This window comes from Collinsella sp. MSK.8.10, assembly GCF_019041915.1.
GTDB lineage: Bacteria > Actinomycetota > Coriobacteriia > Coriobacteriales > Coriobacteriaceae > Collinsella.
In genome coordinates this window covers 69,464-84,200 of the sequence record NZ_JAHPYF010000006.1, presented here as the reverse complement: position 1 = coordinate 84,200, position 14,737 = coordinate 69,464, and the positions used below count along the sequence as shown (strand labels likewise).

Here is a 14,737-nt window from a genome sequence, read left to right as displayed (position 1 = left end):
GGCACCGAGTATTCAACCTGGTAACAACACCCAACCCAAAAGGAAAGGTTTCATGGCAAACAAGCTCTCTGTCGCATTTATCGGCACCGGAATCATGGGTGCCCCCATCGCCGGCCACATCCTGGATGCCGGCTATCCCGTCACGGTCAACAACCGTACCGAGTCCAAGGCTGCAGCGCTTATCGAGCGCGGTGCCGTCTGGGCCGATACGCCGGCCGATGCCGCGGCGAACGCCGATGTCGTCTTTACCATGGTGGGTTATCCTTCCGAGGTCGAGGAACTCTACCTGGCGGGCGACGGCCTGCTCGCGTGCACTAAGCCGGGCGCGGTCTTGATCGACCTCACCACGAGCTCGCCCGAGCTCGCCCGTGACATTGCCGAGGCCGCCCAGGTTTCTGGTCGCATGGCGTTTGACTGCCCCGTCACCGGCGGCGAGTCGGGCGCTATCGCCGGTACGCTCACGGCTATCGTGGGCGCTACCGAGAACGACATCGCGCCGGTCCGCGATATCCTTTCCACCTTTGCGGCAACCATCTGCTGCTTCGACGGCGCCGGCAAGGGCCAGGCTGCCAAGCTCGCCAACCAGGTGTCGCTGGGCGCCTGCATGGTTGGCATGGCAGACGCCATGGCATTTGCCGAGCTGAGCGGCCTTGACGTGGAGAAGACCCGACAGATGATCCTGGGCGGCACCGGTAAGTCCGGCGCCATGGAGAGCCTGGCGCCCAAGGCGCTCGACGGCGACTACAAGCCCGGCTTTATGGTCGAGCACTTCATCAAGGACCTGCGTCTGGCGCTCGCCTACGCCGACGACCGCGAGCTCGCGCTGCCCGGCGCCGACGTGGCCTTTACGCTCTATGACATGCTCGACGCCATCGGTGGCGCCAAGCTGGGCACCCAGGCCATCACGGTCCTCTACAAGGAGGAGGCCGACGCCATCGCCGCCGGTCTGGACTGGTCGCAGTATCGTCCCGAGGAGCACGGTGCTCACGAGGAGGGCTGTGGTTGCGGCGAGCATGGCGACGATCACGAGTGCGGTTGTGGCCATCACCACGACGAGGACCACGAGTGCTGCGGCGGCCACGGCCATGATGATGGCCACGAGTGCTGCTGTGGCCACCATCACGGGGAGTAGCGCCCATGAGCTGGACGTTCGTGGTGCTTGCGCTGGTGCTCTTTCTCTTTGCGATTTACATCGGCTTTTTGTGCGGCCAGTGGGCGTGCGAAAAGCGCGTCATCACCAAGCGCGACTACTGGATTGCCAACTTTGCGGGAGCGGCGGCAGTCGTCCTGCTAACCTGGGTGTTTTCGCTGTTCCCGCTGGTGCAGTTTGCGCCGATCGGCTGGCTCGGCGGCTTTATCGCCGGCCTTAAGATGAGCTTTGGCGAGTCCGTCGGCCCGTGGCGCAAGCACGACGAGGTCTTTAACGTCAACAAGGCACACCGCGCCGCCGCCGATGCGGGCGACGCCGAGGAGCGCCGCCGCGCGCGTCACAATGGTGCAGCCGACCGACAGCTCATCTCGGTCACCGATGACAGCAAGGGTGCTGGCAAGCACGCTAAGAAATAGTAAGAAGAGGTAACTATGGCAGAAAACAAGGAAGAACAGCTCACCGATGAGGAGCTGGCACAGCTTCAGCTGGCAGAGGAGAACGAGAACGCCGTCGACCGTCTGGTCAAGGAGCTCGGCTGCCCCACGCGCCGCATCCGTCAGTTTGCCGCCCGCGTGCTGCACCTGCTTGCCGAGCGCGATCCGCAGCGCGTCGTGCCCTGCGTACCCGCGCTGATCGAGGCACTTGACCGCCCCGAGGCTCAGACCCGCTGGGAGGCCCTCGATGCCCTTGCGGCGCTCGCCACCACCTGCCCCGAGCAGCTGGGCGATGCCTTTGAGGGCGCCGAGACCGCGCTGTTCGACGAGATTTCCTCCACGCTGCGCTATGCCGCCTTCCGCCTGCTGTGCGTGTGGGGTGCCACGAGCGTCGAGCGTTCGCGCGAGGCTTGGCCCATCCTGGACGAGGCCATCCAGTGCTACCACGGCGACCTCGAGTATCGCGACATGCTCGGTTGCCTGTACGAGTTTGGCCAGGGCGAGATTGACGCCGAGGTCGCCGAGAAGCTCGCGCTGCGCCTTAAGTTCGATGCCGAGAACGGTAAGGGCAGCTATCTCAAGGCCCGTTCGAGCGAGATTTGCGAAATGCTTGTTAAACGTTTTGGCCTGGATCTCTCCAAAAAGAAGAAGCGTGCTAGCGTTAAAAAATCTGACGACGCCGAAGACGAGGAGTAACAGATTATGGCGCACGATGTAGTCCTGATCCCCGGTGACGGTATCGGTCCCGAGATTACGCAGGCCATGCGCCGCGTGGTCGAGGCCACCGGTGTCCAGATCAACTGGAATGTCCAGGAGGCCGGCGCCGGCGTCATGGACGAGTTTGGCACGCCGCTGCCCCAGCATGTGCTCGATGCGGTCGCCGAGACCAAGGTTGCCATCAAGGGCCCCATCACCACGCCGGTCGGCACGGGTTTCCGCAGCGTTAACGTGGCCCTGCGCAAGCACTTCGACCTGTACGCCTGCGTGCGCCCCTGCCTGTCGCAGCCGGGCGACGGCTCGCGCTTCCGCGACGTCGACCTGGTCATCGTGCGCGAGAACACCGAGGACCTCTACGCCGGCATCGAGTTCGATGAGGGCGCTGCCGAGGTCGAGGAGCTCTCGCAGCTTGTCGAGCGCTCGGGTCAGAAGCCCTTCGCCGCTGATTCCGCCATTTCAATCAAGCCGATCTCCATCGCCAAGAGCCGCCGCATTGTGGAGTATGCCTTTGAGTATGCTCGCCGCTGCGGCCGCAAAAAGGTGACGGCCGTGCATAAGGCCAACATCATGAAGGCGACCGATGGTCTGTTCCTGCGCGTTGCGCGCGAGGTGGCCGCCAACTATCCCGATATCGAGTTCAACGACAAGATTGTCGACGCCACCTGCATGGGCCTGGTCCAGAACCCCAACGACTTCGATGTCCTGGTGCTGCCCAACCTGTACGGCGACATCGTGAGCGACCTGTGCGCCGGCCTAGTGGGCGGTCTGGGTATGGCTCCTGGCTCCAACATCGGTGCCGACTGCGCAATCTTTGAGGCAACGCACGGCTCCGCGCCCGATATCGCTGGCCAGGATATCGCTAACCCCACGGCCGAGATTCTGTCTGCGGCTATGATGCTCGATCACCTGGGCGAGAACGACGCGGCCAATCGCATTCGCGCCGCCGTTTCTACCACGCTCGACGAGGGTGAGCAGGTTACCGGCGACGTTCGTCGTGCCCAGACCGGCTCCGTTGAGGGCGCTGTGGGCACGCAGGCCTTTGCCGATGCCGTTATCGCGCACCTGGCCTAAGGCATGCAGACTGCAAACGCCTAAATAGTACTTAAGTGTTTGCGTATAACCTAAGAATCAATACGCCCGGCTCTCTGTCGGGCGTATTCTATTGAGGACTATGTTTCCTAACAAGGAGTAACTGATATGGGTCTGATCCAAAAGAAGGACGAGAAGGACGAAATCGACGGCATCCAGATCATCGAGCGCGGCGAAGGCCCCGACGGTGACGAGGACGAGAAGGTCGATCTGGTCGCCGGTACGTCTGCCGAGCACATTGCTGCCGGTACGACGGCCGAGGAGGAGGACGCCCGTCTGGAGGCTCAGATTGCCGCGGATGCCGCTGACGAGAACCTCATGCCCGAGGAACAGGACGAGGACGACGATATCCTGGGTTCCGACGAAGACGACCATGCATCCAAGCACAAGAAGACGATGATTGCCACCTTCGTGGTTGCAGTCGTGATCGCTGCGGTGATCGGCTTCTTTATTGGCAATGGCGGCTTTGGCGGCAAGGGCGTCGGCTCGGCGACCCTCACCGAGGACCAGCTCGATTCGACCGTGGCAAGCTACAGCTACAACGGCAAGAAGAGCGACATCACCGCGCGCGAGGCCATCGAGAGCCAGTACAGCCTCGACACCGTCAAGGATGGCGATGGCAACTACACCGCTCCCTCTGCCGACGTCATCCTGTCCTACGTGCGCAACAAGATCCTGCTCGATGCTGCCGAGGACGAGGGCATCACCGTCTCTTCCAAGGAGATGAAGAAGTACGCCGAGGATTCCATCGGCACCTCCGACTACAAGACCATGGCCACGCAGTATGGCGTGTCCAAGGACCAGGCCAAGCAGATCGTCCGCCAGTCCGCTATGCTGCAGAAGCTCTACAGGAAGAAGGTCGGCGACAGCTCCGCAAGCATGCCGACCGCCCCGACCGAGCCTGCTGACGGCAACGAGGACACCGCGAGCAAGGATTACGCCGACTACATCATCAACCTTGCCGGCGACGAGTGGGATAGCTCAAAGGGCACTTGGAAGGACGCCGGTAGCACCTACGCTAAGGCCTTCGCTGACGATGCCTTTACGGCCGATAGCGCTACCTATAAGCAGGCCATGACCGCCTATTACACCGCCTACCAGCAGTATTCCTCGCAGGCTTCGAGCGCCAGCTCCAAGTGGACCGAGTATGCGAACGGCCTCTACGCCAAGGCCAACATCAGCATCTACGGCCTGTTTGCGTAAAGAGTTGCACGGCTCATCGAGCATCTAGCCGATAGACAACAAGTAGCCCGCCAGTACGGAAGTCGTTCTGGCGGGCTATTTGCGTTGAGAGCGTGATCGGCAGTTTAATTATGGCTATTCATCTTTAAGCCCAAAAAGGCTATCGGCTTCATCATCGGATATATATTCCAGTACATCGCCCGGTTGGCAGTCGAGTGCCCGGCATATCGCGTCAAGAGTTGAAAAACGTATGGCAGAAACCTTGCCCGTCTTAATGCGTGACATATTGACCTGGGAGATGCCCACACGTTCCGCAAGCTCTTTGGATGAAATCTTGCGTTCGGCGAGCATGCGGTCAAGCCGCAGAATAATCATGGATTCCCCCTAGAGCAACTCGTCATCTTGTTTTTGCAGGATATACCCGTAGCGGAAGATGCTGGCAATCAGGCAAATAATCAGGCCTGCAAAGAGCATGGAGGGCTCGAATAACTGGCCGACGAACGCATCCGTAAAGCTGCCGCCAAATCCTGAGAGTATCATTCCCGTGATTACGGCGCCAAGAAGCCTCACGGCAACGCCGCCGATAAGGAATAAATGTCCTACTCGACGAAGTGTCTGGTTACATTCAAGGTCAAAGGGCCTGCCTTCCTTTTCAATGTTGAGGAAAAGCCTGCGCACGCTTATCGCGATGGTAAGCGCGAGACATGTCATCAAGAGACTCCCTATGGCAGTGTGACCATCGTGTGCGACGAGCATAAGTGGGGCCTGCGCATCGGTGCCGACGATAGCAAGGCACGGCCCTTCGCCGGCTTGAAGTTCTACGGATTGGAGACACGACCCTTGGGAGAGGCCAGGCAATATGAGTAGAAGGTCAATCGCAATGACTGCGAGGAGTCCCAGAGCGAGCGCGGTGGTAATGCAGATCGTGGCCCATTTGCAGATGCGAGCGAGCTTCCTCAGTTTGGCTATCGTCTGTTCGCGGCTGATGGTTTCATTCGATATAGATGCGTTTCGATGGACCATAACCCCTCCAATCGGCGTTTGGGATGATACTTGTATCATATCAGAATTAACGATAAACGATAAATAATTACGGATACTGAGTAAGTAATGATTGAAAACGATTAGCGTGAGCCATTAGCTCATTTTGGATGCCGGAGTTTGGCGCGTGGGGGATAAGGACAAATGCCAAAATTTCCTGCGCCCGCGCAAACGCTCCATCGCGTTTCCCTAATTCATCTGGGAAAACAACTGCAAACGATTGCAAGTGACCGGTGAACGGTCGAAAACTACCGTTCACCGATAATCTCAAAACTGGTTCTAACTGGTATTAAGTCAAAAAGACCAATTCACATATCTTCACAATGACCTGCAATTTTTCTACACGCTATTATTAGCCGCCCTGCGTTGTTTAGGGACAGGAAAAGTTCCGATCTTTTGCCAAAGCATTTCGAAACGGTTTCAAAACCGCAGGTAGAAGTGTTAACGACCGGTAAACGGTCGAAATATCACCGTGAGCGGTGCAAAAACGTTTTACCGTATGAATCAACGAAAGCGACCTCTTCTGGGGTGATATAGTGACAACAACACGTCACGTGGTTACTACCAGTTTAGAAACCACTGGTCTTCAAAGAACGCTTTCTAAGAAGCTTTAAGGGCGAGCGCCCGCTGGCTTCCGAAAATCATCGGACTCAGATTGTACACACCTTCGGAAGGGAAATTTGAATGGTTGGCTTTATTCTTACCGGTCATGGACAGTTCGCACCCGGCCTTGCAAGCGCTATCGCTATGGTTGCCGGCGACCAGCCTGCTTTTACCGTCGTTCCTTTTGAGGGCGACCAGGCCGCATCCTACGGTGAGGATCTCCGCGCCGCTATTACCGCCATGCGCGAGGAGTGCGATGGCGTGCTCGTCTTTACCGACCTGCTTGGCGGCACCCCGTTCAACCAGTCGATGATGATTGCCCAGGATGTCGACAACGTCGAGGTTCTGACTGGCACCAACCTTCCCATGGTTATTGAGCTTCTGTTCCTCCGCGGCAATGCCACGCTCGCCGAGCTTGGCGAGCAGGCCGTGACCGTTGGCCAGACGGGCATCACCGCCCAGACGGTCGCATCCGTTGCCGGTTCCGAGGAAGAGGATATCTTCGGCGACGAGGACGGCATCTAATGGCCGATTTCGGAGCCAACGTCCTGAGCTCCTCGGTCGCCCTTTTAGGCCTGCTTGTCATCATGGGCTTGATTTACACCATCTGGTCGCAAATCAACATGAAGAAGAAGCAGAAGTACTTCAAGGAGCTGCACACCGAGCTCAAGCCGGGTCAGGAGGTTCTTTTCGCCGGCGGTATCTACGGAACCGTCAAAGGCATCGAAGGCGAGAAGGTCCAGATCAAAGTCCGATCCGGAGCCGTCGTAGATGTTTCGCGTTACGCGATTCAGGAGATTAAGTAACTGTCGTCAGCAAATATCGAAAGGAAGCTGATCAACATGGCAGAACCCAACATTCTTCTTACCCGCATCGATAACCGACTGGTTCATGGTCAGGTTGCCACCCAGTGGAACTCCACTCTGGGCTCCAACCTCATCCTCGTCGCCAACGACGACGTGGCGTCCAACACCATGCGCCAGAACCTCATGAAGATGGCCGCTCCCGCCGGCGTCGCTACGCGTTTCTTCTCCCTGCAGAAGACCATCGACGTCATTGGCAAGGCGAGCCCGCGCCAGAAGATCTTCATCGTGGCCGAAACACCGGAAGACGTGCTTACGCTCGTCAAGGGCGGTGTGCCTATAAAGAAGGTAAACATCGGCAACATGCACATGTCGGAAGGAAAGCGCCAAGTCGCCACCTCCGTCGCAGTTAACGACGAGGATGTCGCTGCGTTTAAAGAGCTGCAGGAATTGGGGGTGGAGTTGGAGATCAGGCGCGTTCCGAGCACGCCTGTTGAGGACACGAGCAAGCTCTTCTCGTAATCCTCGTGATCCACGTTGTCAGGAGTGAAACCCTGACGTTCTGTACGTGATATCCAAAGTGCGTACATACATTTTGAAAGGAGGAGCAAGATGGAATACTCGATCATCCAGATCGCTCTGGTCTTCGTCGTCACGTTCATCGCGGCAATCGACCAGTTTGACTTCCTCGAGTCTCTCTATCAGCCCATCGTCACCGGCGCCGTCATCGGTCTTATCCTTGGCGACCTCAACACCGGTCTTCTCGTGGGTGGTACCTATCAGCTCATGACGATCGGCAACATGCCGATCGGAGGCGCTCAGCCGCCTAACGCCGTCATCGGCGGCATCATGGCAGCCATTCTCGCTATCGCCACGGGCCTCGAGCCCAACGCGGCAGTCGGCCTCGCCATTCCGTTCGCTCTGCTTGGCCAGCTTGGCGTCACCCTGGTCTTCACGCTTATGTCCCCGCTTATGTCCACGGCCGATAACATGGCTCACAACGCGGACACCAAGGGCATCGAGCGCCTGAACTACTTCGCCATGGCTCTGCTCGGCCTGATCTTCGCTGTCGTCGTCACCCTGTTCTTCATCGCTGGCGCTACCATCGGTCAGACCATCGCTTCTGCCATCCCGACTTGGCTGCAGACCGGTCTGTCCGCTGCAGGCGGCATGATGCGCTTCGTCGGCTTCGCCGTCCTGCTCAAGGTTATGATGAACCGCGATATGTGGGGCTTCTTCCTCATGGGCTTCGGCCTCGCGCTCATCACCGTTGCCAACGATTCGCTGGCAACCCCTGCTCTGCTCATCCTCGCTCTCATCGGCTTCGGCATCGCTTTCTGGGACTTCCAGCAGCAGACCGAGCTGAAGGGTGCAGCTGTTTCTGACGGAGGTGACTTCGAAGATGGCATCTAATGAGTATGTGATCCCGGAGCACTACGAGGATCTCACTCCTGCTCCGCAGCTCGACCAGAAGACCCTCAACAAGATGGCTTGGCGCTCCTGCTTCCTGCAGGCCTCGTTCAACTACGAGCGTATGCAGGCCGCTGGCTGGCTCTACTCCATCATCCCCGGTCTGGAGAAGATCCACACCAACAAGAACGACCTCGCGGCTTCCATGAGCCACAACCTGGAGTTCTTCAACACCCACCCGTTCCTCGTCACCTTTGTTATGGGCATCGTGCTTTCGCTCGAGCAGAACAAGGTTGACATCCCCACGATCCGCGCCGTCCGCGTCGCCGCAATGGGCCCGCTCGGTGGTATCGGTGACGCCCTGTTCTGGCTGACGCTCGTGCCTATCACGGCCGGCATCACCTCCAACATGGCCATCAACGGCAACGCCGCTGCGCCGATCATCTTCCTGGTGATCTTCAACGCCGTCCAGTTCGCTCTGCGCTTCTGGCTCATGAACTGGTCCTACAAGCTTGGCACCAGCGCTATTGACGCTCTGACCGCCAACATGCAGGCCTTCACGCGTGCCGCTTCCATCATGGGCGTCTTCGTCGTCGGTTGCCTGGTCGTCACCATGGGTGGCACCCAGATCAACCTCCAGATCCCCAACGGCACCACCCGTGGCCTCTCTCCCACTACCGTGATCGTCTCCGAGAAGGAGGCCGAGAACTTCACCGGTATGGAGGGCATCGATACCGAGACCGCTGAGGCCGGTACCATCGCCATGACCGATGAGGACGGCAACGCCCTCACCGCCACCGATGCCGACGGCAACGAGGTCAAGTGCGGCGTCGCCGATCTGGGCAACGGCATGGAGTCCGTGACCTACGCTACCGTCACCGAGGATCCGGTCAACTTCTCTGTTGCCGACACCCTCAACACCATCGTCCCGAAGCTCGTCCCGCTTATGCTTACGCTGCTGCTTTACTACATGTTCGCTAAGCACAGCTGGACCCCGACTAAGGGCATTCTCCTGCTCTTCGTCCTTGGCATCCTGGGCGCTGGCCCGCTTGGTCTCTGGCCGAGCATCTGGTAAGGCTCTAGCTTGAGGGGTGTGTCCCTACGCGGCTCACACCCCGACCCCTTAAGCCATGTGTATGTTAAAAGCCGCGTGCTCGAAAGAGCGCGCGGCTTTTGTTTTCTTGATGATTCGGGTGTGGCAGACAGATAATGCTAAACACCCTAGGTAGTTAGCCGAATTCGAGCAAAAGGGAGGATAGGATGGCGATCGGAGCGCGTAAGCAACCGCTGTACGATCAGCTGGTCGATATTCTGACCGAAAAGATCGACCATGAATATCGCGCCGGTGACATGATTCCTTCCGAGCGCGAACTTTCGGAGCGCTATGGTCTCTCGCGTACTACGGTACGCCTGGCTCTGCAGGAACTGGAGCGTTTAGGACTGGTGGTTCGGCAGCACGGTCGCGGTACCTTTGTGACCGACCGTTCGGCAAAGGCAACCAATCTTATGCAGTCCTACAGCTTTACCGAGCAGATGCGCGCGATGGGTCGCGACCCCGAGACCACGATTCTCGAGTTTTGCGAGATGGAGGCCGATAAAAATCTGGCCGAGCATATGGGATTGCGTATCGGTGATCGCATTTTTAAGCTTAAGCGCCTTCGTTCTGCCGACAACATGCCCATGATGGTCGAACGCAGCTATCTACCAGTTCGTCAATTTCTGTCCCTAAAGCGACCGCTGCTGGAGCGTAAGCCGCTATACGATGTGATTGAGCAAGACTTTCAGCAAAAGATACGCGTGGCCGAAGAGGAGTTCTATGCGAGCATAGCCCGTCCCACCGACGCTCACCTTTTGGGAATTGTCGAGGGCTCGCCTGTGCTCGATTTGGTCAGGACTACGTATAACGAGTCAAACGAGGTTGTGGAGTACACACTCTCGGTTGCTCGTGCCGATCAGTTTAAATACAAGGTTTACCACCAGCGTAGCGACTAGTGTTCGCATCGTTTCCATATGATGATTCTTTGCATTTAACTGGTTACTACCAGATAACCAACCGAAGTGTATAATTGCACGTCAGAGGATTACTTCTAGAGAGAGGTATTAGAAATGTTCGAGAAGAGTGTCGAGGAGCTCACCGAGCTCGGCGCCCAGATCACCACGGCCGAGATTGCTCAGCAGCCCGAGCTTTGGCGTGATACGCTCAACATCTATCGCGAGAACAAGGAGGCCATCGAGGCCTTCCTGGCCGAGGCTCGCGCTATGGGCGAGGGTCGTCTGTCCGTTGTCTTCACCGGTGCCGGTACGTCCGACTACGTTGGCGATACCTGCGCCCCGTACCTGCGTCACGCTGGCAACACTGATCTCTACGACTTTAAGCCCATCGCCACGACCGACATCGTGAGCGCCCCGCGCGACTTCCTGCGCGCCGAGGATCCCACGCTCGTGGTTTCCTTTGCCCGCTCTGGCAACAGCCCCGAGAGCCTTGCCGCCGTTGCCGTTGCCAAGGAGCTCGTCCACAACGTCAAGTTCCTCAACATCACCTGCGCTCCCGAGGGCAAGCTCGCCGTCGAGTCTGCCGATGATCCCAACGCGCTGACGCTGCTCATCCCGCGCGCCAACGACAAGGGCTTCGCCATGACCGGTTCTTATTCCTGCATGACCCTGCTCTCCACCCTTATTTTTGACACTGCCTCTGACGAGCAGAAGGCCGAGTGGGTCGAGACGATTGCCAAGATGGGCGAGGAGGTCATCTCCCGTGAGCCCGAGATCGCCGATTACCTGGCTGGCGACTTCAACCGCGTGACCTACTTGGGTTCTGGCTCCTTCGGTGGCCTTGCCCAGGAGAGCCAGCTCAAGATCCTCGAGCTCGCTCACGGTCTGGTCGCTACTTCCTACGACACCTCCATGGGCTATCGTCATGGACCTAAGTCCTTCGTCGACGATAAGACGCTCGTCTTCGTGTTCGTCAATAACGACGCCTACACCCGTCAGTACGACATCGACATCCTCAACGAGATCGGTGGCGACGAGATCGCTCAGCACACCATCGCCGTTCAGCAGGAAGGTGCCACCGTCTACGAGGGCGAGTCCTTCACCTTTAAGGGCTACGAGGCACTTCCCGAGGGCTACCTTGCTCTGCCGTTCGTGATGTTTGCCCAGGCTATCAGCCTGCTCAACTCCGTGCGCGTGGGCAACACGCCCGACACGCCGAGCCCCACTGGCACGGTCAACCGCGTGGTTAAGGGCGTGACGATTCACCCCTTCACCGCTTAATCGCGTCCCCCTGTAAGGGCGCCCGTCCGCTCATAACGGCGGGCGGGCGCTTTTTGTTTACGTGAGCTGGGTATAAGCATCACCACAGTCAACTGCTTTAGAAGCGAGGAGTGCATATGAGCACGTACGCAATTAAGGCTGACAAGTTCTTCTTGCCGGCAGGCCCGCAACTGGGCGGCTATCTTATGGTCGAGGATGGCGTCTTTGGCGCCTGGCAGGCCGACGAGCCCTCTTGCGAGATTAAGGACTACACGGGATCGTGGATCGCACCGGGTATGGTCGATACTCACATCCATGGCTTCTACAACCACTCAACTACCGATAACGATCCCGAGGGCATCGATATCAGCTCGACCGAGCTCGCCCGTCGCGGTACCACCAGCTGGCTGCCCACGACGTTCACCGATGGCGTCGAGCAGATCAAGGACGCCTGCGCCGCCATCGCTCAGGCGGACGAGGGTCGCGGCCCCGACTTCTGCGGTGCCCGCATTCAGGGCATCTACCTGGAGGGCCCCTTCTTTACCATGAAGCACGTGGGCGCGCAGAACCCCGCTTACCTCATCGATCCCTCCGAGGAGGTCTTCGATCAGTGGCAGGAGGCTGCGGGTGGTCGCATCGTTAAGAGCGCCATGGCGGCCGAGCGCGACGGTGCCGCTGCTTATGCGGCTGCTCTGAACGCCAAGGGTGTGGTCACCAGCATCGGTCACTCCGACGCCACCTACGATGAGTGCATCGCCGCCATCAACGCCGGTGCCAGCTGCTTTACGCATACCTATAACGGTCAGCGCGGGCTGCATCACCGTGAGCCCGGTGTCGTGGGCGCTGCCATGTCCACGCCCGAGACCTACGCCGAGATCATCTGTGACGGCAAGCACGTTAACCCTGCCGCCATCAAGGCGCTGCTGCAGGCAAAGGGCTGGCAACACACGGTGCTCATCACTGACTGCCTGGGCTGCGGCGGCATGCCCGAGGGCAGCTACACCAGTGGTGGCATGGACGTCATCATGAAGGACAACCTGTGCTGGCTCGCCGACGGCAAGAGCATTGCCGGCTCGGTGCTCACGCTTGCCCAGGGCGTCAAGAACATCGTCGACTGGGGCATCGCCAGCGCCGATATCGCCATTCGTATGGCAACCGAGGTGCCGGCACGCTCCGCGCACATCGAGGATAAGTGCGGCAGCATCATGCCGGGTCGCGACGCCGACTTTGTCGTGTTCGACCATGAGCTTACCCTCGTCGAGACGTATGTTGGCGGCCAGAGCGTCGGCAACGCCTTTACCGAGTAACGATAGAAAAAGACGGCGGGCCCGAATCTGCTCGGACCCGCCGTATGGGTTAAACGCTCAAAAGCACCTTTACAGTTACAGCTTGTTAGCGATCTTCTTTGCCGTGCGCTTGACGCCGGCCACCAGGCCTCCTGCAGGATGCTCCTTCTCGTATGCTAGACGCTTCTCGCGCTTGGTGTACTCTTCGACGATGATATCGCCATATTCGTCTTCGATCTTATCGAAGAAGTCGACGGCGCCCTTAATTTCCTCAGCGGTTGGGTGTCCCTTTTGGACACCGCCGGCGAGTTTGAACGGCCCCCACGTATCAAAGCCGGGGCAGCCGTAGACACCCATAAAGATGGCCTGCCTCATGCGGCAGATGCCATCGATATCCTTGCCGTACCACTTGTTTTTGCCACCGTAGGTCATAAGGCCAAACACCTTGTCCTGCGGCTGCAGCACGTTCGTGAGCACTCGTGCCATGTCCTTGTCGATCTCGGAGTAATAGATGCCCGTGGCGACGCCAATCAGATGGTATTCGTGCAGGTCGGGGTACTCGTTTTTGCCAAGCGCCTTGACGTCGAGGGTATCGATCTCGGGGTGTGCCTCGACGATGGCGTCCACGAGCTTTTTCGTATTGCCGTGATGGCGCGAGGCGTAGAGGATGATGGTTCGCATAAGAAGGCCTTTCAGCTGTAATTGCATCAATGTCTGTATGGTACCCCGTTACATGGCTGGGATACCGGACGCATCGATGAACGTGCGGGTTTGTCCTTTGGTTAGGGCCGAGACGGGTACTTGCGAGCAAAAAGCAGTTGTTCGAAAGGATGGGCAATGGAATACGCTCTCTCCAACGATTCGATTTCTATTAAGGTGTCCACGGCTGGTGGTTCGTTTACCTCGATCGAGGCCGGAGGTCGCGAGTATCTGTGGCAGGGCGATCCCGCCGTGTGGTCCGGCCAGGCACCGATTTGCTTCCCGATTTGCGGAGGCTTGCGCGATAACAACGCCATGACGTTTGCCGGGCATCATGTAAAGCTCGCTCGCCATGGGTTTGCGCGCAAACAGGAGTGGAAGCTGCTGAGCCAGAGCGAGAACGAGCTGGCGATGTGCCTGGCTTCGGAGGATAACGCCGCGCTGCTGAGCGATTATCCGTATCCGTTTAAGCTTGTCGCCCGCTATACGCTCGAGGACGCTGCCGTGCGCGTTTCCTACGAGGTCACCAACGAGGGCACCGAGGACATGCCGTTCTTTATTGGCGGTCATCCCGGATTTAGGTGTCCGCTCGATGAGGGCGAGGCCTATACGGACTACGAGCTGCGCTTTGAGAAGGACGAGGCTGCTGAGCTTTGCACTGCCGTCCCCTCGACTGGCTTGATTGACGTGACCAATCGCTCCAAGAACCCCATGGTGGGAAAGACGCTGCCCCTGTCGCACGAGCTCTTCGATTTTGCGGAGACCATCTTTGACGTGCTCGAGAGCCATCAGGTCACGCTTTCCAAAAAGGGCGAGGACAAGGGCGTCCGCCTGAGCTTTGAGGGCTTCCCATATCTCATTGTGTGGAGCAAGCCCGAGGGCGATTTTGTGGCGGTTGAGCCTTGGGGCGGTCTCTCGACCTGCTCCGATGAGGACGACGTGCTTGAGCATAAGCGCGGCTGCCTTGTCGCCAAGCCCAAGGAGACCGTCGTTCGCTCGTTCACGATTGAGATTCTGTAATTCCGTTTTGTCGACTCGTATCGCGAGGCACAAGGAGCCTGCGAGATAAGG

The 14,737-nt window shown here is 58.5% G+C and carries 17 protein-coding genes; 14 read left to right on the top strand and 3 right to left on the bottom strand.

The window, feature by feature from the left end:
* Positions 1-52: 52 nt before the first annotated feature.
* The 5 genes from KTF55_RS07555 (at position 53) to KTF55_RS07535 (ending at position 4,593) form a co-directional block, all read left to right on the top strand.
* A complete protein-coding gene (locus KTF55_RS07555) occupies positions 53-1,132 on the top strand; it encodes an NAD(P)-dependent oxidoreductase (protein ID WP_217108225.1) in 1,080 nt (359 codons plus the stop codon).
* Positions 1,133-1,137: 5 nt separating this feature from the next.
* On the top strand, positions 1,138-1,566 hold the full coding sequence (locus KTF55_RS07550) for a hypothetical protein (RefSeq protein ID WP_006236251.1): 429 nt from the start codon (positions 1,138-1,140) through the stop codon (positions 1,564-1,566).
* Positions 1,567-1,581: 15 nt separating this feature from the next.
* Complete coding sequence (locus KTF55_RS07545) at positions 1,582-2,280, top strand: hypothetical protein (protein WP_006236252.1); 699 nt, start codon at positions 1,582-1,584, stop codon at positions 2,278-2,280.
* Between the two features lie 6 nt (positions 2,281-2,286).
* Complete coding sequence (locus KTF55_RS07540; RefSeq protein ID WP_217108224.1) at positions 2,287-3,372, top strand: isocitrate/isopropylmalate dehydrogenase family protein; 1,086 nt, start codon at positions 2,287-2,289, stop codon at positions 3,370-3,372.
* Between the two features lie 126 nt (positions 3,373-3,498).
* A complete protein-coding gene (locus KTF55_RS07535; RefSeq protein ID WP_217108223.1) occupies positions 3,499-4,593 on the top strand; it encodes a hypothetical protein in 1,095 nt (364 codons plus the stop codon).
* 114 nt (positions 4,594-4,707) lie between these two features.
* On the opposite strand, the gene KTF55_RS07530 is transcribed toward KTF55_RS07535, so the two are convergent.
* Positions 4,708-4,923: a helix-turn-helix transcriptional regulator gene (locus KTF55_RS07530; protein WP_254179377.1), complete on the bottom strand. Its 216-nt coding sequence runs from the start codon at positions 4,921-4,923 to the stop codon at positions 4,708-4,710.
* 33 nt (positions 4,924-4,956) lie between these two features.
* Complete coding sequence (locus tag KTF55_RS07525) at positions 4,957-5,595, bottom strand: DUF2975 domain-containing protein (protein WP_217108222.1); 639 nt, start codon at positions 5,593-5,595, stop codon at positions 4,957-4,959.
* 702 nt (positions 5,596-6,297) lie between these two features.
* Here KTF55_RS07525 and KTF55_RS07520 point away from each other — a divergent pair.
* The 8 genes from KTF55_RS07520 (at position 6,298) to nagA (ending at position 12,988) form a co-directional block, all read left to right on the top strand.
* The gene (locus KTF55_RS07520; protein ID WP_055310428.1) at positions 6,298-6,741 is read left to right on the top strand and encodes a PTS fructose transporter subunit IIA; all 444 of its coding nucleotides are present in this window, start codon (positions 6,298-6,300) and stop codon (positions 6,739-6,741) included.
* Positions 6,741-7,022 carry a preprotein translocase subunit YajC gene (gene yajC / locus KTF55_RS07515; protein WP_022094612.1) on the top strand — a complete coding sequence of 94 codons (282 nt, stop codon included), beginning with the start codon at positions 6,741-6,743 and terminating at the stop codon, positions 7,020-7,022. Before KTF55_RS07520 ends, yajC begins: the two co-directional genes overlap by 1 nt.
* Positions 7,023-7,058: 36 nt before the next feature.
* A complete protein-coding gene (gene agaV / locus KTF55_RS07510; RefSeq protein WP_022094611.1) occupies positions 7,059-7,541 on the top strand; it encodes a PTS N-acetylgalactosamine transporter subunit IIB in 483 nt (160 codons plus the stop codon).
* A 90-nt stretch (positions 7,542-7,631) separates the two neighbouring features.
* Positions 7,632-8,432, top strand: coding sequence for a PTS sugar transporter subunit IIC (locus KTF55_RS07505; RefSeq protein ID WP_022094610.1), 801 nt, complete (start codon positions 7,632-7,634; stop codon positions 8,430-8,432).
* Positions 8,422-9,504, top strand: coding sequence for a PTS system mannose/fructose/sorbose family transporter subunit IID (locus KTF55_RS07500; RefSeq protein ID WP_217108221.1), 1,083 nt, complete (start codon positions 8,422-8,424; stop codon positions 9,502-9,504). Before KTF55_RS07505 ends, KTF55_RS07500 begins: the two co-directional genes overlap by 11 nt.
* A 185-nt stretch (positions 9,505-9,689) precedes the next feature.
* On the top strand, positions 9,690-10,421 hold the full coding sequence (locus KTF55_RS07495) for a GntR family transcriptional regulator (protein WP_055310430.1): 732 nt from the start codon (positions 9,690-9,692) through the stop codon (positions 10,419-10,421).
* 114 nt (positions 10,422-10,535) lie between these two features.
* Positions 10,536-11,702 (top strand): SIS domain-containing protein, encoded by a 1,167-nt coding sequence (locus KTF55_RS07490; RefSeq protein WP_035137674.1) that lies wholly within the window; start codon positions 10,536-10,538, stop codon positions 11,700-11,702.
* Positions 11,703-11,818: 116 nt separating this feature from the next.
* Entirely contained in the window at positions 11,819-12,988 is a 1,170-nt protein-coding gene (nagA, locus tag KTF55_RS07485; RefSeq protein WP_022094606.1) for an N-acetylglucosamine-6-phosphate deacetylase, read from the top strand.
* 75 nt (positions 12,989-13,063) lie between these two features.
* Here the strand turns inward: nagA and KTF55_RS07480 are convergent, their stop codons facing one another.
* The gene (locus KTF55_RS07480) at positions 13,064-13,648 is read right to left on the bottom strand and encodes a flavodoxin domain-containing protein (protein ID WP_217108220.1); all 585 of its coding nucleotides are present in this window, start codon (positions 13,646-13,648) and stop codon (positions 13,064-13,066) included.
* A gap of 156 nt (positions 13,649-13,804) precedes the next feature.
* On the opposite strand from KTF55_RS07480, the gene KTF55_RS07475 reads away from it, so the two are divergent.
* The gene (locus tag KTF55_RS07475) at positions 13,805-14,686 is read left to right on the top strand and encodes an aldose 1-epimerase family protein (RefSeq protein WP_217108219.1); all 882 of its coding nucleotides are present in this window, start codon (positions 13,805-13,807) and stop codon (positions 14,684-14,686) included.
* Positions 14,687-14,737: the final 51 nt, after the last annotated feature.

Coding starts and splice junctions, on each gene's coding strand:
- KTF55_RS07555 (WP_217108225.1), top strand. CDS start 53: ATGGCAAACAAGCTCTCTGTCGCATTTATCGGCACCGGAATCATGGGT.
- KTF55_RS07550 (WP_006236251.1), top strand. CDS start 1,138: ATGAGCTGGACGTTCGTGGTGCTTGCGCTGGTGCTCTTTCTCTTTGCG.
- KTF55_RS07545 (WP_006236252.1), top strand. CDS start 1,582: ATGGCAGAAAACAAGGAAGAACAGCTCACCGATGAGGAGCTGGCACAG.
- KTF55_RS07540 (WP_217108224.1), top strand. CDS start 2,287: ATGGCGCACGATGTAGTCCTGATCCCCGGTGACGGTATCGGTCCCGAG.
- KTF55_RS07535 (WP_217108223.1), top strand. CDS start 3,499: ATGGGTCTGATCCAAAAGAAGGACGAGAAGGACGAAATCGACGGCATC.
- KTF55_RS07530 (WP_254179377.1), bottom strand. CDS start 4,923: ATGCTCGCCGAACGCAAGATTTCATCCAAAGAGCTTGCGGAACGTGTG.
- KTF55_RS07525 (WP_217108222.1), bottom strand. CDS start 5,595: ATGGTCCATCGAAACGCATCTATATCGAATGAAACCATCAGCCGCGAA.
- KTF55_RS07520 (WP_055310428.1), top strand. CDS start 6,298: ATGGTTGGCTTTATTCTTACCGGTCATGGACAGTTCGCACCCGGCCTT.
- yajC (WP_022094612.1), top strand. CDS start 6,741: ATGGCCGATTTCGGAGCCAACGTCCTGAGCTCCTCGGTCGCCCTTTTA.
- agaV (WP_022094611.1), top strand. CDS start 7,059: ATGGCAGAACCCAACATTCTTCTTACCCGCATCGATAACCGACTGGTT.
- KTF55_RS07505 (WP_022094610.1), top strand. CDS start 7,632: ATGGAATACTCGATCATCCAGATCGCTCTGGTCTTCGTCGTCACGTTC.
- KTF55_RS07500 (WP_217108221.1), top strand. CDS start 8,422: ATGGCATCTAATGAGTATGTGATCCCGGAGCACTACGAGGATCTCACT.
- KTF55_RS07495 (WP_055310430.1), top strand. CDS start 9,690: ATGGCGATCGGAGCGCGTAAGCAACCGCTGTACGATCAGCTGGTCGAT.
- KTF55_RS07490 (WP_035137674.1), top strand. CDS start 10,536: ATGTTCGAGAAGAGTGTCGAGGAGCTCACCGAGCTCGGCGCCCAGATC.
- nagA (WP_022094606.1), top strand. CDS start 11,819: ATGAGCACGTACGCAATTAAGGCTGACAAGTTCTTCTTGCCGGCAGGC.
- KTF55_RS07480 (WP_217108220.1), bottom strand. CDS start 13,648: ATGCGAACCATCATCCTCTACGCCTCGCGCCATCACGGCAATACGAAA.
- KTF55_RS07475 (WP_217108219.1), top strand. CDS start 13,805: ATGGAATACGCTCTCTCCAACGATTCGATTTCTATTAAGGTGTCCACG.